A 19,946-nucleotide genomic window follows, 5' to 3' on the forward strand; every position below is an offset into this window, starting at 1 on the left:
ACGATGAATTTAAGAGTTTGTAATAGGTAAAGAAACCCTAAATGTGGTTCCTTTTCCGTAAGTTGATTCAAAGGTAATTGTTCCTTTGTAATTTTCTATAATGTTTTTGATAATTCCGAGTCCGAGTCCCATACCACTGGTTTTGGTAGTAAATTTTGGTTCGAAGATTCGGCCGATATCTTGTTTCTGGATTCCGATTCCGTTGTCTTTTACGGCAATTTCAACATTGTTATTTCGCCTTTTTACGGTAACCACAATTGATTTTTGAAACTGACTTTCCGGAATTGCCTGTGTCGCATTTTTAACCAAATTGGTAATAACACGAATCAATTGCGTACGATCCATTTTCGAAATAATTTCTTCTTCATCGCTTTCAAAAGAAATATATTCTTCGTTGAAAATATCCAAAGCCAATTCCACAACCTCAACAACATTCAAGGTTTCATTTTGCTGTGCCGGCATAGAAGCAAAGTTTGAAAATGCCGAAGCCACCGCCGTCATGGTATCAATCTGCTGAATTAAGGTTTCAGAGTAATCATTCATTTTCTGCTTTACATCAGGATCATTGGGATCAAACTTTCTTTGGAAACTCTGCACCGTTAATCGCATTGGCGTAAGCGGATTTTTAATTTCGTGTGCAACTTGTTTCGCCATTTCGCGCCAAGCTTCCTCACGTTCGCTTTGCGCTAATTTAATCGCACTGGTTTCCAGTTTGTCAACCATTCCGTTATACGCTTTTATCAGAAAGTTGACTTCTTTGCTGTTGGCTTCTAAAACAATTTTTTCGTTTTTCTGATCCAAATTGGTTTCTTCCAAACGATCTGAAATCGTTTTTAATGATTTTGTGATATAGGTCGAAAGGAAATACGCCAAGGCAAAAGCTACAATCAACATAAAAGAATAAACCTGACTTAAGCGAATCAGGAAAGTATTCAATTCATTATCGTAATAACCGTCGTCTTCTAAATACGGAAGATTCAGGATTCCGAGTGGTTTGAATTTTTCGTCTTTTATTAAACTGTATGATGATCTGTTTTTGACTCCGTCGATAGTTTTAATGTCTACAAAACGTTTTTCGATGGAAGAACGAACCAGTTTTAAAATATATTCCGGAATTGGCGGCGCAATTTTATCAACGGCGAAAGATTCTTTAGAAGATTTCAACAGTTTCCCATCAAGGCTGTAAATGTTAATTTCAATTTTGTGAATCTGTGCTAATTCGTGAATTTTATCTTTAAAGATTAAATCTAAGTTTTGAGTTTTAAGCGGATAAGTCGTTGTAGAAAGCACATAATTGATGTGTTCTTTTACCGCATTTTCTTTTCGTTCTAGTCTTTCCTGGTGATATTCTTTGGCTTCGGTTTTAAACTGAATAATCGAAATCGAAGCTAATAAAAAAGATGCCACAACAATCAATACAATCATCGACAGGAAAATCCTGGTACGAAGTGAGAGCATTGTCATTTTAATGTTTAGCATAAATTTTAGTTTACAGTCGCAGTCGCAGTTTTCAGTGTCAGAGTGGAAACTATGACTGAATACTATTTTTGCCACGAATTTCACGAATTTACACTAATTATTTTTTTTGCCACAGATTAAAAGGATTTAAATGATTTTTTTTAATCCTCTATAATCCTTTTAATCTGTGGCAAAAAATTACAAAAAGAAATTCGGGAAAATTCGTGTAATTAGTGGCAAACTCTTTTTATTTTTTTTCTCGAATTCGTTTGTAAAAACGAAATCCCAGCATTATTAAAACCGAGAATAAAATAATCCCGATTACGCCGAAAATCCAGTTGATGGCACTTTTTAAAACTACTAAAAAGACAACGGCAAATAAAATAATCGTTGCGCCTTCATTCCATAAACGCATAAAATTATTGGAATATTTTACCTCATCGTTTTGTAATTGTTTGAAAATCTGGTGGCATTTTCCGTGATATAAATATAGAAGGAAAACGAAACATAATTTTACATGCATCCAAGGTTGTGTGAGCCAAATGTGTCCAGCATCTGTAAAAAACAGCATCCAAAAAGCAAAAATACTCGCCAAAACCGCCGACGGCCATGTAATAATGTACCACAAACGGTAGGCCATTATTTTGTATTGCGCCTGCAGAATTTCTTTTTCCGGAGATGGTTTTTCATTTGCTTCGATTTGGTAAACAAACAAACGCACAATATAAAACAAACCTGCAAACCAGGTTATCACAAATATAAGATGCAGTGATTTTAAGTAATTATAGTATTCCATTATTATTTGTTTAAAGTTTCAGGTTTAAAGTTTCAAGTTATCAACTTTGAGAAAAACTTTAAACTTTAAACGTGAAACAATATTATTGAGCCCAATCATTAATCCAGTTACTCACAGTTTGGCACCATTCATCATCATCATTTAAACATGGAATTGCAAGAAACTCTTCACCTCCATTTTTCTCAAAATCTTCTTTGGCGCGCATGGCGATTTCTTCTAAAGTTTCTAAACAATCTGAAACGAAAGCTGGTGTTACAACTGCTAATTTTTTGATTCCTTTTGCTGGCATGTTATCAATTTCAACATCAGTATAAGGTTCTAACCATTTGTCTCCCGCTAAACGCGATTGAAATGTTAGACTATATTTATCTGCGGGAAGTCCTAATAACTTAACGACCTGTCTTGTTGTTTCGTAACATTGATGACGATAACAGAAATCATGCGCCGGAGATGGCGTGTTGCAGCAAGAACCGTCAATTTTACAATGTGATTTTGTAATATCGGTTTTGCGAATGTGACGCTCAGGAATTCCATGATAAGAAAACAATAAGTGATCATATTCAAAACCAACTAAATGTTTTTGAATCGAATCTGCTAAATTCTTGATGTAATCCGGTTTATTGTAAAATGCCGGAACATCTGTAAAAGTCATGTGGGGGAATTTCTTTTTACGAATTTCTTCAGCTTTTACCAAAATAGTCAAAGTCGAAGCCATTGCATATTGTGGATATAAAGGAAAAAGCATTACATCTGTAACTCCTTTATCGCTTAATTCCTGAAGTCCTTTTTCGATGGTCATACTTCCGTAACGCATTGCCAGAGAAACTGGAACGTTTACAAGAGGCTGCACTTTTTTCTGCATTCTTTCTGAAAGCACAACTAATGGAGAACCTTCTTCCCACCAAATTTTCGCGTAAGCATGCGCTGATTCTTCTGGTCTTTTTCTTAAAATAATACCGCGAACTAATAATGCTCTCAATAAATACGGAACGTCGATCACGTATTTATCCATTAAAAATTCATCTAAATAAGGTTTTACGTCTTTTGTTGTTGGACTATCGGGAGATCCTAGATTTACTAATAATACGCCTTTCATTATTTTTTTGCTTTAGGCTTTAAGCATTAGGCTTTAAGCTTTTATTTGTTTTTAAAAATTTCGTCAAAAGTAGAACTTGCTTCTTTTTGTAAATATGATAATTATTACTTTTTATTTATTGTTGAATATCGAAAATCAATTTGTTGGTGTAATGGCACACCGATTTAACGGGTTTAACAGATTTTCGCAGATCATTAATTCGTGTTGATTCGTGAAATTCGTGGCAAAAACTTAAACATTCGCATTAATCGACATTAAATATTTTTTAGGAGTCGTGGCAAACTTTTTCTTGAATGCTGCTATAAAGTGACTTCCGGTGCTGTAGCCAATTTTAAGTCCAACTTCGTTTACATTATAAGAACCGCTGTCTAAAAGTTTTCTGGCGAAATCCATTTTATAATCGAAAAGGAAACCGTAAACTGTATCGCCGTAAATTTGTTTAAAACCCATTTTTAGTTTCTTCAAATTTAAACCAATTTCATCTGCCAGTTCTTGCAATCCAGGAGGTTCAGCCATATTGGCGATAATGATTTCTTTAGCTTTTCTGATTTTTAGAACATTATCTTCATCAATCAAAAACGGACATTGTTCTGCATTTGGATCTTCGGTTCGGTTAAAATACAAACTCAATAATTCGTATCCTTTTCCTTTATAGTAAAGGTTTTTTATGGACGGATGAAGGTTGTAATGAAACAGCTGACTTAATACAATAGCCATTGAGGGACTAATATTTCCTTCGTTATAATACTTTTTGTCCTTATTATCAGGACTTAAAAAAGTAATATAATCTGCTTCTGCAGAAAACAACGCATGAAATTTTTTGATGGAAACAATTACGGAAATCACCCACGAGTTAGGTGCCAATCCTAAATTAAGAGGCAATTCTTTCTGCGGGTTGTATAAAAGCAGCGATTTTTCTTCTTTCAGTTCTAAAGCATAATTGCCCTGATTGAACAAAAATTTAGCATTACCTTTTATCCCGAAGTGAAACTGTATCAGACCTGTACCTATTTCGTGCTGTGCATAAAAAGGCTCCGGACCATCGTTTTGAAAACGGATCAGCGTAAAGTCGTCTTCAATTTTTATAACTTCTTGAGAACTCATAGCGATATTTTTTTGAAACTAAAATCAAAAGAAAAGCAAAATGTTATTTAGAATGACTCTAAACAAATTATTTCAAACAAGTTGATTTTACTACAAAAGTACTTCTTTTTGAATAAAATGAGACGTTTAGAATCAAAAAAACATGCAGCGATACAAAAAGTACTTTCAGCGTTACTTTTATAAACAGTATAGTAATAATTTTGTTGCACTTTATGAAAGTGAATTTATGGAAAACAATAATGTACCGAAACACCTTTATTTTTATTCAGTTGGTCTGAGTTATAAAAAAGCTGATGCAGAGGTGAGAGGTCAATTTAGTTTGGATGCCGTTGCGAAGACTCGCTTATTGGAACAAGCTAAAAACGATGGAATAGAAAGTTTACTAGTTACTTCAACCTGTAACAGAACCGAGATCTACGGTTTTGCAGAACATCCATTTCAATTAATCAAACTTATCTGCGACAACAGCAATGGTTCTGTTGATGCGTTTCAAAAAGTAGGTTTCGTTTACAAAAATCAAGAAGCAATTAATCATTTATTTCGCGTAGGAACTGGTTTAGACAGTCAGATTCTGGGGGATTTCGAAATTATATCTCAAATTAAAACCAGTTTTGCTCATTCAAAATCAATGGGATTGGCCAATACTTTTATGGAAAGATTGGTGAATGCAGTAATTCAGGCGAGCAAAAGAATTAAAAATGAAACGGAAATCAGCTCTGGCGCTACTTCGGTTTCTTTTGCATCGGTACAATACATTCTTAAAAATGTTGAAGATATCAGTAAAAAAAACATTTTACTTTTTGGAACTGGAAAAATCGGTAGAAATACTTGTGAGAATTTAGTAAAACATACTAAAAACGAACACATTACTTTAATCAACAGAACTAAAGATAAAGCTGAGAAACTGGCTGGAAAACTAAATCTGATTGTTAAAGATTATTCTGAATTACATTTAGAACTTCAAAATGCCGATGTTGTAGTTGTAGCAACCGGCGCGCAAAACCCAACGGTTGACAAAGCTATTTTAAATCTTAAAAAACCTTTGTTGATTCTGGATTTGTCGATTCCGAAAAATGTTCATGAAAATGTAGAAGAAATAGAAGGTGTAACTTTAATTCACATGGATTATTTGTCTCAGTTGACAGATGAAACTTTGGAAAACAGAAAATTACACATTCCGGCAGCAGAAGCAATTATCGAAGAAATCAAAGAGGAATTCGTTATCTGGATGAAAGGGCGAAAATTTGCGCCAACGATTAATGCTTTAAAAGAAAAACTAAACGCGATTAAAGTTTCGGAATTAGATTTTCAAAGTAAAAAAATCGCTGATTTTAATGAAGCCCAAGCGGAAATCATCAGCAACAGAATCATTCAAAAAATTACTACTCATTTCGCAAATCATTTAAAAGACGACGATACCATGGTTGATGAAAGCATCGAATGGATCGAGAAAGTCTTCAAAATAAAAGCATCTTAAATTTAATTTTACCATTAAGGTAATTAAGATTAAATGCAGAAATAGAAACCATTAAATTTTTAAGATAGATTAAGCTTTGCGTATGTACAAAGCAAAACTTAACTTTCTTAATATATTAGGTCAAAAATAAAAAAGTTCTATGACAAAAAAAGAGGTTACTCAATTAGCTTATGAAATTACAGGTTTTGCTATAAAAGTGCATAAAGCTTTGGGACCTGGACTTTTAGAAAGCATTTATGAACAATGCCTCAAATACGAATTAGAACAAAACGGATATGATGTTAAACAACAATTAGTTGTTAAAATAGATTATTACGACCTTGAATTAGAGTCTGATTTAAGAATTGATTTACTTGTAAATGATTGTGTTGTTGTAGAATTAAAAGCAATAGAAAATTTATTGCCCATTCACGAAGCACAATTATTAACATACATGAAATTATTACAAAGACCTCAAGGACTATTGATAAATTTCAACACAACAAACATTACAAAATCAATGAAACCACTTGTGAATGATCATTTCGCAAGACTAATGGATTAAATAAATTTGAACCATTAAGATATTAAAAAAGTTAAGTTTAATGTTCTTTGACAAAGAAAGGCTTAATTACCTTAATATCTTAATGGTAAAAAAATAAAAAATGGCTGAAAAAACAATCAGAATTGGAACGCGCGATAGCGAATTAGCACTTTGGCAGGCACATACTGTCGAGAAAAAACTAAATGATTTAGGTTATAAAACTTCGATTGTTGCTGTTAAATCTCAAGGTGATATTATTTTGGACAAACCGCTTTACGAACTCGGTATTACCGGAATTTTTACTAAAACGCTGGACATTGCCATGATCAATGGTGATATTGATATTGCGGTGCATTCCATGAAAGATGTTCCAACGGCTTTGCCAAAAGGAATTGTTCAGGCGGCAGTTTTACCAAGAGCAAATGTTCTGGATATTTTGGTTCATAAAGGAAATCCTGATTTTGATAATAAACAAAGTACTATTGCAACTGGAAGTTTACGTCGTCAGGCGCAATGGTTTAACAAATACCCAAATCATACTGTAGTTGATTTACGTGGAAACGTGAATACGCGCATGCAAAAACTAAAAGACAATGATTGGGACGGAGCTGTTTTTGCTGCTGCAGGTTTAGAGCGAATTAACTTAAAACCAGAAAACTACATTAATTTAGACTGGATGATTCCTGCGCCGGCACAAGGAGCAATGCTTGTTGTAGCAATGGAAAATGACAATTATACGCTTGATGCGCTTTCGCAGTTAAATGATATTGAAACTGAAATCTGCACTTATATCGAACGTCAGTTTTTAAGAACGCTGGAAGGCGGATGCACGGCGCCAATTGGAGCTTTGGTAACTTATAATGAAGACGAAGATACTTTGCATTTTCAAGGCGTTTTACTTTCTATTGATGGAAAACAAAAATTGGAAATCAATAAAACTGTTGATATATCAGAATGGAAAAAGTTAGGTTTTCACTCTGCGCAGGAGATTTTAAACAATGGCGGAACAGAATTAATGCAGAAGATTAAAGAATCCCTGAAAAAATAATGGCAAAATCAACTCAGATATTATCTACGAAAATATTATCTCCTCTTCAAAAACAAGAGTTGACAAAAGCTGGCATCGAAGTAATCGAAGCCGATTTCATTAAAACCGAAAACAAACCTTTCGAACTTAAAAACCTCAACGAAAGTCTGATTTTTACAAGCCAAAATGCCGTTCACAGCGTTTTATCAAATCCAAAATCAGAAGAACTTAAAAGTAAAAACGTGTATTGCGTTGGCTTAAAAACAAAAATCCTTTTATCTGAAAATGGATTTAATGTTGTGGCTTATACGGGTTATGCTTCAGATTTAGCAGAAATTATCACTTTAATTTATCGTAATGAAAGCTATACTTTTTTCAGCGGAAACCTGAGAAGAGATACTTTGCCAAGCGCTTTAAAAGAAGCCGGAATAAAACTGAACGAAATTCAGGTTTACGAAACTTCATTACAGCCTCAAAAAATAAAATCTCCAGTTGACGCTATCTTATTTTTTAGTCCGTCTGGTGTTGAGAGTTATTTAAAGGATAATTCAATTAAAAAAGAAACTTGTTTCTGTATCGGAGAAACCACCGCAGAAGCTTTACATAAAATTACAAAAAACATCATCATTGCAGATCAGCCAACGGTTGAAGACGTAATTGAAGATGTTTTATCTGAATATAAGTAACAAACGAGATTTCCTGCAAGGTTTCCAAAACCTTGTAGGTATATATTAATCAACAACAATACCTACAAGGTTTTGGAAACCTTGCAGGATAAACAAATAAGAGATGTTAAAAAACGACCTATTTTTAAAAGCATTAAAAGGAGAAACTGTTCAACGTCCGCCAGTATGGATGATGCGTCAAGCCGGAAGATATTTACCGGAATTTATCGAATTACGTGATAAATACGATTTTTTCACACGTTGTCAGACTCCGGAATTAGCTGCAGAAATTACAGTTCAGCCAATTCGCAGAATTGCTCCGGATGCTGCTATTTTATTCTCGGATATTTTAGTTGTGCCACAGGCAATGGGAATCGAAGTTTTAATGAAAGAAAATATTGGTCCGTTTGTTCCAAATCCGATTCGTTCTATGGCAGATGTTCATAGAGTTTATGTTCCGGATATTCAGGAAAGTCTTGGTTATGTAATGGATGCCATTAAATTGACTAAAGAAATGCTGAATGACGAAGTGCCTTTAATTGGTTTCGCCGGTTCGCCTTGGACAATTTTATGTTATGCTGTTGAAGGAAGAGGTTCTAAAAGTTTTGACATGGCAAAAGGATTCTGTTTTTCAAATCCGGCTGCAGCACATACTTTATTACAAAAAATTACAGACACCACGATTTTATACTTAAAAGAAAAAGTAAAAGCTGGAGTTAATGCCGTTCAGATTTTTGATTCTTGGGGAGGAATGCTTTCTCCAGTTGATTATCAGGAATTTTCATGGAAATATATTAACCAAATCGTTGAAGCTTTAGCAGATGTTGCACCGGTTATTGTTTTCGGAAAAGGATGCTGGTTCGCTCTTGGCGAAATGGGTAAAAGCCGTGCTTCTGCTCTTGGTGTAGACTGGACTTGTTCGGCTAGAAATGCTCGTTATTTGTCTGGTGGAAATATCACTTTACAAGGAAATTTTGATCCTTCAAGATTGCTATCTCCAATTCCGACAATTAAAAAAATGGTTCATGAAATGATTGATGAGTTTGGAAAAGATAAATATATCGTAAATTTAGGTCACGGAATTTTACCAAATATCCCTGTAGATCACGCAAAAGCGTTTATTGACGCGGTTAAGGAATACGGGCAATAGTTTTTAGTCACAATTGGCTTTCCTGCAAGGTTTTCAAAACCTTGTAGGTATAAAATAAGAAACTATTGAAATAAGAAAGAACACCTACAAGGTTTTGAAAACCTTGCAGGAGATGAAAATGAGAAAGAATGAAATTGGAAGTTCTGGAAAAAGATCGTTATTATCATATTTATAATCGTGGCATTAACAGAGATAACATTTTTGAAAATGATGCTAACAAACTTTATTTTTTAAAGCAATTAGCAAAATATTCTGGAGATAAAATATCGATTTTCGCTTATTGTTTGATGAATAATCATTTTCACTTGGTAATTCGCCTCAATGCTGAAGAAAAAGAGGTAACTCAGGCTTTTTCAAATTTATTCAATTCTTATGCTAAAGCTTTTAATAAACAAACTCAAAGAACAGGAAGTTTATTCGAAAAGCATTTTAAAAGAATAATACTAAAAGACGAAAATTATCTAAAACAGCTGATTATTTATGTTCATTTAAATCCGAAACATCATTTTGATTTAGATTTTAAAGATTTCAAATTTTCATCATATCAGGCTTTCTTATCTGATAAGGAAACAAAAATAGAGCGAGACGAAGTTTTAACCTTATTTGGTGATTTAGAAAATTTCATTTTTTGCCATAATCAAAAGAATAATCTTTTAAATGAAACTTATACTTTTGAATGATTTAGGTCTGTCCTGTAAGGTTTCCAAAACCTTGTAGGTCTATTTAGATAATTTTTACATATCATATATCCAATTAATACCTACAAGGTTTTGGAAACCTTGCAGGAAACGTACAAATAATGCTAAACAAAGGTTTAAGAGACGAAGAAAGTATCAGAATTGACAATGTCCTAAAAACATTGCGTTCTCTAGACTTTGTGCCTAAAACTGTAAATGATACCGAAAAATTCGAAGTTGAAAATCAGTTAAAAGAATTTGGACTAAACCTTCAAACTTTAGTTGATTATAAAAATGAAGAACTGATAACCTTATTAATTCGCTGTCATTTAGATTTTAATCAATTAGAACAATTTGCTGATTTTTTAATTGATTTTTCGAAAGTTGAAAATTATGATTTTAAAGGTAAAGCTTTGGCTCTTTATCAATATATTCAACAGGAAAGCAAGGTTTTTTCTTTTGGAATAAATGCTAAAATTGCTTTTCTAAAAAACAAATAAAGATGAGTTTTACAGATTGGAAAACAGACCGAATTGAAAACATTCTTCCTGAAGAGTTCTATAAACTAATTGACAAGAATAAAAATCACATTGGACAAACTTTTCCTGTAACTCTGGCTAATTCTGATTCTCTTGAAAAAACACAGGATTTTATATCTGTCAGCTTGGATAAAGAGAAAAATAATGAGGGATACTATTTCTATGCGCGAGATATAAAAACTAATAATCTTATTGGGTATTTATGTATAAAGAGTATTGATCTTCGTATTTCGAAATGTGACCTGGGCTATTTTATTGACGAAGATTTTCAAGGAAAAGGAATTACATCCAAAATGGTTTCTGATGCATTAGACTTTTGTTTTAATAAATTGGAAATGAATAAAGTTTTTATCTGTACTTCTGAAATCAATCTGGCAAGTCAGCGAATCGCATTAAAACATAATTTTAAACAAGAAGGAATTTTAAGGGACGAATTTAGAAACGGGAATGGCGAATTGCAAAATTCTGTTTATTTCGGATTACTTAAAGCAGAATATAATATTCATGAAAAATAAATTTAGAAAAGGTAAGGATGTCTTCTTTTGAAAAATTTTTAACGAACATACTTGATTTTAAATTTGAGAAATTGAACCCAATATATCAAGGTTTTTTTGTGATGTGCTTTTTTGCAATATTTGTTAGCACTTGCTCCTATTTTTCAAACGATGCTAAAATGAGTAAAGACGCATATAGACATATGTTTAATGAAAATTTTTCCGGATTAATTGTAAAAAAATATAAAGATAAACGTAATCATATGTCTCCTACTTTTAAACTGAAGGATTCAAGCCAAGTATTTGGTTATTCTATTATTTGGGAAAAAGCTGAAATAGGAGATTCATTATTTAAAAAAGCAAATTCAAGATTTGTAAAGATTTTAAAAAAAGATACTACAATAGTACTTGATATGAATGTTGCATTCAAATATCATGACACTTTACAAGAAAATGAAAAATAAAATCATGAAAGATAAATTTTACGCATACATACAAAAATTACAAGATCAAATCTGCGCCGGATTAGAAGCTGTTGACGGAACTGCAAAATTCCGTGAAGATCTTTGGAAACGTCCTGAAGGCGGCGGCGGAAGAACACGCGTTATTGAAAACGGTGCCGTTTTTGAAAAAGGCGGTGTCAACATTTCTGCTGTTCACGGAAAACTTCCTGAAACCATGCAAAAGATGTTTGGCGTAGGCGAAGCCGATTTTTTTGCCTGCGGATTAAGTTTGGTTATTCATCCCCAAAACCCGATGACGCCAACGGTGCATGCTAATTGGCGTTATTTTGAAATGTACGATGAATCTGGAAATGTAATTGAACAATGGTTTGGCGGCGGACAAGATTTAACGCCTTATTATTTGTTTGAAGAAGATGCAAAACACTTTCATCAAACTTGTAAAACGGCTTGCGACAAACACAATGCGGAGTTTTATCCGAAATATAAAAAACAATGCGATTCGTATTTCTGGAATGCACACCGAAATGAAGCGCGCGGAATTGGCGGTTTATTCTTTGATTATTGCAAAGCAAATGAATCAATGTCAATGGAAAATTGGTACAACTTTGTAACCGAAGTCGGCAATAGTTTCCTTGAAGCTTATGTGCCAATTGTAGAAAGAAGAAAAAATTTAGAATATACTCCAGAAAACAAAACCTGGCAGGAAATACGCCGAGGCCGTTATGTGGAGTTTAATTTGGTTCATGACAAAGGAACTTTATTCGGTTTAAAAACAAATGGGCGAATTGAAAGTATTCTGATGAGTCTTCCTCCGCATGTACAATGGGTTTATGATCATCATGCAGAACCCGGAAGTGAAGAAGAAAAATTAGTAAATGTTTTAGAAAATCAGCGAGAATGGATCTAAAAATGATTTATATAACGTTTTTTGTCAGCATTTTTGGGTGCTTTGCTCAGAATGATTCGCTGCGAAATCCGTATTTTAAATCATATAATGATAAAATTACCACCAGTATTTATTATTTAGATACTTCTAATAGTTTTCAAATTGCTTCAGATGCTCAGGAGCCTAAAACCTATCTTAATCTTATTCCGAATCGGAGAGAGCAGATTGGTTTTAATTTAAATTACAAGATCATTGATATTTCGGTTGGTTTTGCGCCCAAATTTCTTTCTGGCAATAAAGGCGATTCTCATTCCAAGCATTTTAATTTTAACACCCGTTTTTACTATAAAAAATGGATGCAGTCGTTTACTTTTATCAATCAAAAAGGATTTTATGTTAGTGATGATAATGTAACGGCACAACTGCCAAGAATGCGTACTACGAAAATTGGCGGGACGACATCTTATGTTTTTAATGATAAGTTCTCTTTTAAAACATTAATAAGCCAAAATGAATGGCAAACTAAAAGTTCCGGAAGTTTTATCCCCACTTTCTCCTTTTATTACACCAACATAGACTTAAATGCTCCCGACACAACGCCGGGTGACATTTATGTCTTTACACTGGCACCATCCTATTTTTATAATTTTGTAATTAGTGATCGTATTTTAATTGGGGCAGGAATTGCTTTGGGGGCGGGAATTAATGATGTTGACGGAGATACCTCAGCTTTATATCAGGCAGATTTAAATTTAAAACTGGCTTATAATAATGACCGTTTCTTTGGTTATGCAACCCTTAATTCGGTAAGTTTTTCTCAGGATGATAAAGTCGATCCGCGACTGAACGATAATATTGCCACTTTAAAACTTTCTTTGGGTTATCGATTTGATCCTCCAAAAGAAGTGAAAAAGGTTTATGATAAAGTAAATGATAAAATAGGTTTGTAATGTTTAATCTAAATAACAAATTATGGAAAAGGTAAACGTAGAACAGTTAAACCGCATGAATTCCGGAAAGGGATTTATTGCAGCACTAGATCAAAGCGGCGGCAGCACACCAAAGGCATTATCGCAATATGGTGTTGAAGAAAGCAGTTACACAAATGATGAAGAAATGTACACGCTTGTACATGAAATGAGAACCAGAATTATTAAAAGTCCGGCTTTTGACAGCCAATATATTCTGGGTGCCATTTTGTTTGAAAACACAATGGACCGCAAAATAGACGGAGAATGGACTGCTGATTATTTGTGGAAGAGAAAAAACATAGTTCCTTTTTTAAAAGTTGACAAAGGACTTGCTGATCTTGCAAACGGAGTTCAGTTAATGAAACCAATTTCAAATCTGGATGAATTATTGGATCGAGCTGTAGAAAGAAATGTTTTTGGTACTAAAATGCGTTCTGTTATTAAAGAAGCAAACGCCGTTGGAATCCGCGAAATCGTGGAACAGCAATTTGAAGTAGGGAAACAAATTTTTGCAAAAGGACTTATCCCAATTATTGAACCTGAAGTTGATATTTACAGCCCAGACAAAGAAAAGTCAGAAGAAATTCTAAAAGAAGAAATACAAAAACAGCTTAATGCATTAGACAAAGATGTAAAAGTGATGCTGAAATTATCTATTCCAACGGTAAATGACTTTTACAGCGAATTAATATCTGATCCGCATGTTGTGAGAGTTGTCGCTCTTTCTGGCGGATATGGTCAGGAAGAAGCCAATGAAAAACTATCTCAAAACCACGGATTAATTGCCAGTTTTTCACGCGCATTGTCTGAAGGGCTTTTTGCCAATCAGTCTGATGATGTTTTTAATACCAAATTAGAGAAGACCATTAAAGGAATTTATGAAGCTTCAATCACATAAGTAAGTCGAAAGTTTAAAGTCATAAAGTCAAAATTATTGACATCAATTAATAAAAATCAAAAAATAAGATTGCAGAAAAATCTAAAATCTGCATTCTAAAATCTAAAATTCAAAAACAATGTTCCCATTACAAAGAAACCGTCGTTTAAGAACCAACGAATCAATTCGTTCTTTAGTTCGTGAAACTAGCTTAAGTCCACAAGATTTTATGCTTCCAATGTTTGTTGCCGAAGGAAAAGACATCAAATCTGCTATTCCGTCAATGCCTGGAATTTATCGCCATTCATTAGACAATACAATTAAAGAAGTAAAAGAGGCTTGGGATTTAGGAATTAAAGCGGTAAACATCTACGTAAAAGTAAGCGATAATTTAAAAGACAATAAAGGTACTGAAGCCTGGAATAAAGACGGTTTAATGCAGCAAACTATCCGAGCGATAAAAGATGCTGTTCCGGAAATGATTGTAATGCCAGATGTGGCTTTAGATCCGTATTCTATTTATGGTCATGACGGAATTATCGAAAATGGTCAATTAATTAACGATGCAACGGTTGATGCTTTAACCCGAATGAGTTTAAGCCATGCAGAAGCTGGTGCAGATTTCGTAGCTCCAAGTGACATGATGGATGGACGCGTTTTGGCAATAAGAAAAGCATTAGAAGAAAACGGACATCATAATGTTGGAATCATGAGTTACAGTGCAAAATATGCATCTGCATTTTACGGACCATTTCGTGATGCGTTAGATTCTGCTCCGGTTGATTCGCAAAATATTCCAAAAGATAAAAAGACGTATCAAATGGATTATGCTAACCGAATTGAAGGAATTCGTGAAGCTTTATTAGATGTTGAAGAAGGTGCAGATATTGTTATGGTAAAACCGGGAATTGCGTATTTGGATATTGTTCGTGAGGTAAAAAATGCCGTTCATGTGCCAGTTGCAGTTTACCAAGTATCTGGTGAGTACGCTATGGTAAAGGCCGCAGCAGAAAGAGGATGGTTAGATCACGACAAAATCATGATAGAGCAACTTTATTGCATTAAGCGTGCGGGTGCGAGTATTATCTCGACTTATTTTGCAAAAGAAGCTTCAATACTTTTAAATAAATAAAATGAAAAAAGTATTATTCTTATCTGCCGTTTTAGCATTTGCATCGTGTAAAAAAGAAGTTTCAGAAAGTACATACCAAACCACAGAAGCATATTCTGAAGGAGAATCGGCGAAAGCCACAACACCCGAAGCTTTAGGAAAAGAAATTTTTGAAGGAAGAGGAAATTGTACTTCATGCCATCAGCCGGATCAAAAAGTTATTGGGCCGAGCATTAAGGAAATTGCCAAAATCTACAAAGATAAAAAAGGTGATATCCCTACTTTCTTAAAAGGGAATGCAGATCCAATTGTTGATCCGAGTCAGTTTTTGGTAATGCAGACTAATTTTCCTGTGACAAAAGCAATGTCTGATGAAGAGTTAAAAGCAATTGAAACTTACATCAACAGTCATTTGCAATAATTGATTTACTATAAAACAAAAAAACGGCGCTGATTTAGCGCCGTTTTCTATTTATGATATTACCAGATTTTTACTCGTTTCTCTGGGCTTACAAACATTTTGTCTCCATTTTTAATACCGAAAGCTTCATAAAAAGCATCAACATTTTGAATTGGAACATAAGCTCTGTACATTCCCGGCGAATGCGGATCTGTTTTTACTTGGTTTTTAATCGCTTCGTCTCTAGACTTGGTTCTCCAAACGGTTGCCCAAGAAATAAAGAAACGCTGCTCTGGAGTAAATCCGTCAATTGATCCCGGATTTCCGTGTGCTTTTAAATACAATTGCAAACCATCATAAGCCGCATTGATTCCGCCTAAGTCTCCAATATTTTCACCTAAAGTAAATTTACCATCTACATGAATTCCCGGTAACGGCTCTAAAGCGCTGTATTGATCTGCTAATTCAGAACCTAATTTGGTAAATTGCTCTAAATCCTGCGGCGTCCACCAGTCAACAAGATTTCCTTCTGCGTTATAACGCGCACCAGAATCATCAAAACCATGAGAGATTTCATGACCAATTACCGCTCCAATTCCACCATAATTTACAGCTTCATCAGCTTGGTAATTGTAAAATGGCGGCTGTAAGATCGCAGCTGGAAATACAATTTCATTATAAGATGGATTGTAATAAGCATTTACCGTTTGCGGAGACATTCCCCACTCTGTTTTATCAACCGGTTTGTTCAATTTCGCAATACCTTTCTTAAAATTCCAAATAGCTAAGCTTTTTGAATTCTCAAAATAACTTCCGCCATCAACAACATTTTTAATTTGAAGTGCCGAATAATCTTTCCACTTATCAGGATAACCAACTTTTATGGTTATTTTGTTTAGTTTTTCAATCGCTTTTGCCTTTGTATCTTTAGACATCCACGTTAAATTGTTAATACGGTTTTGGTAAGCCGTAATAACATTATGAATCATATCAACAGCTTTGGCTTTTGCTTCAGCAGGAAATACTTTTTCTACATACAATTTACCAAGTGCTTCACCAATTCCGCGGTTTACAACTTGCAAAGCTTTCTCTTCTCTTGGTAATTGTTTTACAGCTCCTCTTAAAGTTTTACTGTAAAAATCAAAGTTAGCCGTTTCAATATCCGTTGATAATTTTGTAGATGATGAGTTTAACAAATCCCATTTTAGGTATTCTTTCCACTGTGCTACTTTATTTTCAGTAAATACAGTTTGTAAAGCCTTCATGTATTTTGGCTCAATAACAACAACAGTATCTAATTTCGCCAAACCAATTCCTGCAAAATAAGCATCCCATTTTATAGCCGGAGTTAATTTTTGAAGTTCTGCAACCGTCATTGGGTTATACTGTAAACGACTGTCTCTACTTTCAACGCGGTCTAATCTTGGTTTTGACAATTCTGTTTCAAAAGCCAGAATTTCTTTAGCGCTTTGTTTTGCTTTCTCTGGAGTTTCTCCAATAAACTGAAGCATTCTCGCTACGTGAAGTTCGTATTTAGCACGTTTTTCTTTAGAATCTTTATCTTCAGAAGTGTAATAATCTTTATCAGGAAGTCCTAATTGACTTACTGCAAGACTTACTGAATTTTTAGAGCTGTTTTTTTCATCGGCTCCAATGTAAATTCCGAAGAATCCAGAACCTCCTTCAGGTTCCATTTCAACCAAAAACTTTTGAAGATCTGCCACATTTTTAATGGCGTCAATCTTTTTCAAATACGGTTTCAAAGGATTAATTCCTGCTTTGTTTCTTCCAACAGTATCTAAAACAGTCAGGAATAAGTTAACAGCTTTTCCCTGATCCGTATCTGATTTATACTTTGGATTTTTTGATGCATCTTTTAAAATAGACATTACATCTTTGTCTGTCTTTTTAATCAATTCATTAAAACTTCCCCAAGTGGTACGGTCGCTTGGAATTTCTGTCTGGCTTAACCAAGTTCCGTTTACATATTGGAAAAAATCCTGGCTCGGACTAATTTTGGTATTCATGTATGATACATTGATACCAGGTTCTTTTGCTGCAGTGGTTTGCGCTTCGATTGCTGTAAAAGAAAGCATTGCAGAAAAAGCACAAAACAAAGGTTTAGTAAGTTGTTTTTTCATTTATAAATGTGTTTCGAGTGTATACACAAACATATCGTTAAAATTTGTAACTCTATGTTAAAATTTATGCAATAATAATGTGTAAGTATTCTTCCATAACATTTTAATGGAAACCATCGATTATTTTCATGAATTAAAACCTTGTTTTTCACGGATTATTGAAATTGTTTTTGGAATATTTGTTTAAAGATTTAAAGTCAAAATGAGAGCAAAAATTCAGAATGCCGTTTCAGGAAAAATTGAAGCTATTGGTTTACCCATTATGGCTTTATGCTGGGTAAGTTTTTTTTGGGGAACAACTTGGTTAGCTTCAAAAGAGGGTGTTAAGCATATGCCGGCATTGCAATTGGCAACAATTCGTCAGTTTTTGGGCGGACTTATTTATGTGGGCTATTTTTTGCTGAAAAAAGAAGCTTGGCCAAAAGGAAAACAATGGCGTACGATTCTTGTTTTGAGTTTTTTGAATTTTGTTTGCAGCAACGGTTTGAGTACCTGGGGCGTGAAATATATGACAAGCGGATTGGGCGCGATCATCAGTGCCCTTTTCCCAATTTGGATTATTATCATTAATTTTTTTAATGGGGAACGAATTGCAAAAATGGCTTTGTTTGGAATCTTAATCAGCTTTGGAGGAATTTGTATTATTTTCATCGATTATATTGCTGACTTCCTAAGACCTGATTTTCAGTTCGGGATTATTTTAATGACGGCTTCAACGATTACTTGGGCTTTTGGAATTTTACAAACGAAGAAAAAAGCAGCCAGTTTTAATCCGTATTTTAGTTTGGGACTGCAGATGCTGATTTCAAGTGTGTTTCTTTTTGGAATTACAGAAGCGACTGGAGTTAATATTCCGCTAAACGAAATTCCTTCAGAGTCGTGGTGGGCAATTGGATATCTGGTGATTATTGGTTCTGTTTTAACTTTCATTGCTTTTATTTATACGCTGCAGCATCTTCCAACAGAAATCAGCAGTATTTATGTTTACATTAATCCAATTGTTGCGATGATTTTGGGTTCGATTATTTTTAGCGAAACGCTTACACAGGCTATTGCAATTGGTTCGGCCGTAACTTTAACGGGATTATATATGGTCAATAAATCTATTCGAAAGCCTAAAAATTAATCTCGCAAAGCCGCAGAGACGCAAAGTTTTTATTTAAGTTTAAAGATCGTTGATCTTTAATACGCTTGGCAAACTTAAAACGTAAAGCTTAAAAAATTTAACTCTGCGCCTCTGCGGCTTTGCGAGATTAAAAAAACCTGTTAAAAAGCGTTATAATTATCCCTTTTAAAATGCTCTTTTCGTATTTTTGCGCCAAATTATTTTTATGAAATCGCTTCTTTATAAATACCGCAAATTCTTCATTGTATTAATTGTATTTTCTGTAGTCACTATATCTTTATTTTATTCGGCTTTAAAGCCACAAAAAACACTTCCGATTTATAATCCAGCCGATGTAAATCCGGAATTGGTCGACAGTACGATTCAATACAAAAGTAAATACCACACGATTGCTGATTTTTCATTCATAAACCAAAACGGGGACACAATTACCCAAAAAAATTACGAAGGAAAAATTTATGTTGCCGATTTCTTCTTTACAACCTGCGGATCAATCTGCCCAAAAATGTCAACCAATCTTGTTGAAGTTCAAAAAGCGGTTTTGAATAATCCAAAAGTAATGCTGCTTTCTCACACTGTTTTCCCGGAAGTTGACAGTGTTTCGGTTTTAAAAGCTTATGCAGTAAAATACGGAGTTGTAGACAGCAAGTGGAATTTGGTTACCGGAGATAAAAAAGAGATTTACACTATGGCCAGAAAATCTTACCTGGCTGTAAAATTAGGCCGCCCGGATCAGTTGTATGATATGGTTCATACGGAGAATTTTGTTTTAGTCGATCAAAAAAGACGTGTTCGCGGATTTTATGACGGAACAAAAAAGGAAGATATCACAAGATTATTAGAAGACATAGATTTCTTATCAAAAGAATAAAATACCTTATTTTTAGAAAGATTTAGCATTTTCAAACCTTATTATTGCCATGGGGTAAAGATTTATTGCCTATTTTTGCAATCTAAATTCAAT

At 34.0% G+C, this 19,946-nt stretch carries 21 protein-coding genes; 16 read left to right on the forward strand and 5 right to left on the reverse strand.

The annotated features are described in order from the left end of the window. Window positions 1-9: 9 nt before the first annotated feature. The 4 genes from NLJ00_RS05050 to NLJ00_RS05065 all read right to left on the reverse strand — a co-directional run bounded on the left by NLJ00_RS05050 (window position 10) and on the right by NLJ00_RS05065 (window position 4,454). Window positions 10-1,425 carry a sensor histidine kinase gene (locus tag NLJ00_RS05050; RefSeq protein WP_053473138.1) on the reverse strand — a complete coding sequence of 472 codons (1,416 nt, stop codon included), beginning with the start codon at window positions 1,423-1,425 and terminating at the stop codon, window positions 10-12. Between the two features lie 280 nt (window positions 1,426-1,705). Next, window positions 1,706-2,254, reverse strand: a complete 549-nt coding sequence (locus NLJ00_RS05055) for a CopD family protein (RefSeq protein ID WP_053473139.1) — start codon at window positions 2,252-2,254, stop codon at window positions 1,706-1,708. A gap of 82 nt (window positions 2,255-2,336) precedes the next feature. After that, the gene (hemH, locus tag NLJ00_RS05060) at window positions 2,337-3,350 is read right to left on the reverse strand and encodes a ferrochelatase (protein ID WP_256636451.1); all 1,014 of its coding nucleotides are present in this window, start codon (window positions 3,348-3,350) and stop codon (window positions 2,337-2,339) included. Between the two features lie 231 nt (window positions 3,351-3,581). Further along, window positions 3,582-4,454: a helix-turn-helix domain-containing protein gene (locus tag NLJ00_RS05065; protein ID WP_256636452.1), complete on the reverse strand. Its 873-nt coding sequence runs from the start codon at window positions 4,452-4,454 to the stop codon at window positions 3,582-3,584. 226 nt (window positions 4,455-4,680) lie between these two features. Here NLJ00_RS05065 and hemA point away from each other — a divergent pair, with 226 nt between their 5' ends. The 14 genes from hemA to NLJ00_RS05135 all read left to right on the forward strand — a co-directional run bounded on the left by hemA (window position 4,681) and on the right by NLJ00_RS05135 (window position 15,736). Further along, complete coding sequence (gene hemA, locus NLJ00_RS05070) at window positions 4,681-5,931, forward strand: glutamyl-tRNA reductase (protein ID WP_256636453.1); 1,251 nt, start codon at window positions 4,681-4,683, stop codon at window positions 5,929-5,931. 139 nt (window positions 5,932-6,070) lie between these two features. After that, complete coding sequence (locus NLJ00_RS05075) at window positions 6,071-6,475, forward strand: GxxExxY protein (protein ID WP_053473142.1); 405 nt, start codon at window positions 6,071-6,073, stop codon at window positions 6,473-6,475. 100 nt (window positions 6,476-6,575) lie between these two features. Continuing rightward, window positions 6,576-7,502: a hydroxymethylbilane synthase gene (gene hemC / locus NLJ00_RS05080; RefSeq protein WP_256636454.1), complete on the forward strand. Its 927-nt coding sequence runs from the start codon at window positions 6,576-6,578 to the stop codon at window positions 7,500-7,502. Beyond that, a complete protein-coding gene (locus tag NLJ00_RS05085; protein WP_256636455.1) occupies window positions 7,502-8,167 on the forward strand; it encodes a uroporphyrinogen-III synthase in 666 nt (221 codons plus the stop codon). Before hemC ends, NLJ00_RS05085 begins: the two co-directional genes overlap by 1 nt. 103 nt (window positions 8,168-8,270) lie before the next feature. Further along, window positions 8,271-9,296 carry a uroporphyrinogen decarboxylase gene (gene hemE, locus NLJ00_RS05090; protein WP_053473145.1) on the forward strand — a complete coding sequence of 342 codons (1,026 nt, stop codon included), beginning with the start codon at window positions 8,271-8,273 and terminating at the stop codon, window positions 9,294-9,296. A 128-nt stretch (window positions 9,297-9,424) separates the two neighbouring features. Beyond that, a complete protein-coding gene (locus NLJ00_RS05095) occupies window positions 9,425-9,976 on the forward strand; it encodes a transposase (RefSeq protein WP_256636456.1) in 552 nt (183 codons plus the stop codon). A 119-nt stretch (window positions 9,977-10,095) separates the two neighbouring features. Beyond that, on the forward strand, window positions 10,096-10,473 hold the full coding sequence (locus NLJ00_RS05100; protein WP_256636457.1) for a hypothetical protein: 378 nt from the start codon (window positions 10,096-10,098) through the stop codon (window positions 10,471-10,473). 2 nt (window positions 10,474-10,475) lie between these two features. After that, window positions 10,476-11,027 (forward strand): GNAT family N-acetyltransferase, encoded by a 552-nt coding sequence (locus NLJ00_RS05105; protein WP_256636458.1) that lies wholly within the window; start codon window positions 10,476-10,478, stop codon window positions 11,025-11,027. Between the two features lie 158 nt (window positions 11,028-11,185). Then, on the forward strand, window positions 11,186-11,470 hold the full coding sequence (locus NLJ00_RS05110) for a hypothetical protein (RefSeq protein ID WP_256636459.1): 285 nt from the start codon (window positions 11,186-11,188) through the stop codon (window positions 11,468-11,470). Window positions 11,471-11,474: 4 nt separating this feature from the next. Beyond that, complete coding sequence (gene hemF / locus NLJ00_RS05115; protein ID WP_256636460.1) at window positions 11,475-12,377, forward strand: oxygen-dependent coproporphyrinogen oxidase; 903 nt, start codon at window positions 11,475-11,477, stop codon at window positions 12,375-12,377. A 2-nt stretch (window positions 12,378-12,379) separates the two neighbouring features. Then, window positions 12,380-13,306, forward strand: coding sequence for a DUF4421 family protein (locus NLJ00_RS05120; protein ID WP_256636461.1), 927 nt, complete (start codon window positions 12,380-12,382; stop codon window positions 13,304-13,306). Between the two features lie 22 nt (window positions 13,307-13,328). Beyond that, on the forward strand, window positions 13,329-14,225 hold the full coding sequence (locus NLJ00_RS05125; RefSeq protein ID WP_256636462.1) for a fructose bisphosphate aldolase: 897 nt from the start codon (window positions 13,329-13,331) through the stop codon (window positions 14,223-14,225). 118 nt (window positions 14,226-14,343) lie between these two features. Continuing rightward, window positions 14,344-15,336: a porphobilinogen synthase gene (gene hemB / locus NLJ00_RS05130; RefSeq protein WP_053473151.1), complete on the forward strand. Its 993-nt coding sequence runs from the start codon at window positions 14,344-14,346 to the stop codon at window positions 15,334-15,336. Between the two features lies 1 nt (window position 15,337). Beyond that, window positions 15,338-15,736 carry a c-type cytochrome gene (locus tag NLJ00_RS05135; RefSeq protein ID WP_256636463.1) on the forward strand — a complete coding sequence of 133 codons (399 nt, stop codon included), beginning with the start codon at window positions 15,338-15,340 and terminating at the stop codon, window positions 15,734-15,736. Between the two features lie 59 nt (window positions 15,737-15,795). On the opposite strand, the gene NLJ00_RS05140 is transcribed toward NLJ00_RS05135, so the two are convergent. Continuing rightward, complete coding sequence (locus NLJ00_RS05140; RefSeq protein WP_256636464.1) at window positions 15,796-17,856, reverse strand: M13 family metallopeptidase; 2,061 nt, start codon at window positions 17,854-17,856, stop codon at window positions 15,796-15,798. Window positions 17,857-18,058: 202 nt separating this feature from the next. Between NLJ00_RS05140 and NLJ00_RS05145 the strand changes: the two genes are divergently transcribed. Together NLJ00_RS05145 and NLJ00_RS05150 are read left to right on the forward strand one after the other, a co-directional pair. Then, on the forward strand, window positions 18,059-18,982 hold the full coding sequence (locus NLJ00_RS05145) for a DMT family transporter (protein ID WP_256636465.1): 924 nt from the start codon (window positions 18,059-18,061) through the stop codon (window positions 18,980-18,982). Window positions 18,983-19,187: 205 nt separating this feature from the next. Then, the gene (locus NLJ00_RS05150) at window positions 19,188-19,853 is read left to right on the forward strand and encodes an SCO family protein (protein ID WP_053473156.1); all 666 of its coding nucleotides are present in this window, start codon (window positions 19,188-19,190) and stop codon (window positions 19,851-19,853) included. Window positions 19,854-19,946 lie beyond the last annotated feature (93 nt).

It is taken from the genome of Flavobacterium panici, assembly GCF_024499525.1.
In the GTDB taxonomy this organism is placed as follows: Bacteria; Bacteroidota; Bacteroidia; order Flavobacteriales; family Flavobacteriaceae; genus Flavobacterium; species Flavobacterium panici.

Excerpts from the sequence above, each read along its gene's own strand:
- NLJ00_RS05120 (WP_256636461.1), top strand. The coding sequence starts at position 12,380 with ATGATTTATATAACGTTTTTTGTCAGCATTTTTGGGTGCTTTGCTCAG.
- NLJ00_RS05145 (WP_256636465.1), top strand. The coding sequence starts at position 18,059 with ATGAGAGCAAAAATTCAGAATGCCGTTTCAGGAAAAATTGAAGCTATT.
- NLJ00_RS05085 (WP_256636455.1), top strand. The coding sequence starts at position 7,502 with ATGGCAAAATCAACTCAGATATTATCTACGAAAATATTATCTCCTCTT.
- NLJ00_RS05150 (WP_053473156.1), top strand. The coding sequence starts at position 19,188 with ATGAAATCGCTTCTTTATAAATACCGCAAATTCTTCATTGTATTAATT.
- hemH (WP_256636451.1), bottom strand. The coding sequence starts at position 3,350 with ATGAAAGGCGTATTATTAGTAAATCTAGGATCTCCCGATAGTCCAACA.
- NLJ00_RS05100 (WP_256636457.1), top strand. The coding sequence starts at position 10,096 with ATGCTAAACAAAGGTTTAAGAGACGAAGAAAGTATCAGAATTGACAAT.
- NLJ00_RS05050 (WP_053473138.1), bottom strand. The coding sequence starts at position 1,425 with ATGATTGTATTGATTGTTGTGGCATCTTTTTTATTAGCTTCGATTTCG.
- NLJ00_RS05140 (WP_256636464.1), bottom strand. The coding sequence starts at position 17,856 with ATGAAAAAACAACTTACTAAACCTTTGTTTTGTGCTTTTTCTGCAATG.
- NLJ00_RS05105 (WP_256636458.1), top strand. The coding sequence starts at position 10,476 with ATGAGTTTTACAGATTGGAAAACAGACCGAATTGAAAACATTCTTCCT.
- NLJ00_RS05055 (WP_053473139.1), bottom strand. The coding sequence starts at position 2,254 with ATGGAATACTATAATTACTTAAAATCACTGCATCTTATATTTGTGATA.
- NLJ00_RS05135 (WP_256636463.1), top strand. The coding sequence starts at position 15,338 with ATGAAAAAAGTATTATTCTTATCTGCCGTTTTAGCATTTGCATCGTGT.
- NLJ00_RS05125 (WP_256636462.1), top strand. The coding sequence starts at position 13,329 with ATGGAAAAGGTAAACGTAGAACAGTTAAACCGCATGAATTCCGGAAAG.
- hemC (WP_256636454.1), top strand. The coding sequence starts at position 6,576 with ATGGCTGAAAAAACAATCAGAATTGGAACGCGCGATAGCGAATTAGCA.
- NLJ00_RS05075 (WP_053473142.1), top strand. The coding sequence starts at position 6,071 with ATGACAAAAAAAGAGGTTACTCAATTAGCTTATGAAATTACAGGTTTT.
- NLJ00_RS05065 (WP_256636452.1), bottom strand. The coding sequence starts at position 4,454 with ATGAGTTCTCAAGAAGTTATAAAAATTGAAGACGACTTTACGCTGATC.
- NLJ00_RS05095 (WP_256636456.1), top strand. The coding sequence starts at position 9,425 with ATGAAATTGGAAGTTCTGGAAAAAGATCGTTATTATCATATTTATAAT.
- hemA (WP_256636453.1), top strand. The coding sequence starts at position 4,681 with ATGGAAAACAATAATGTACCGAAACACCTTTATTTTTATTCAGTTGGT.
- hemF (WP_256636460.1), top strand. The coding sequence starts at position 11,475 with ATGAAAGATAAATTTTACGCATACATACAAAAATTACAAGATCAAATC.
- hemB (WP_053473151.1), top strand. The coding sequence starts at position 14,344 with ATGTTCCCATTACAAAGAAACCGTCGTTTAAGAACCAACGAATCAATT.
- hemE (WP_053473145.1), top strand. The coding sequence starts at position 8,271 with ATGTTAAAAAACGACCTATTTTTAAAAGCATTAAAAGGAGAAACTGTT.
- NLJ00_RS05110 (WP_256636459.1), top strand. The coding sequence starts at position 11,186 with ATGAGTAAAGACGCATATAGACATATGTTTAATGAAAATTTTTCCGGA.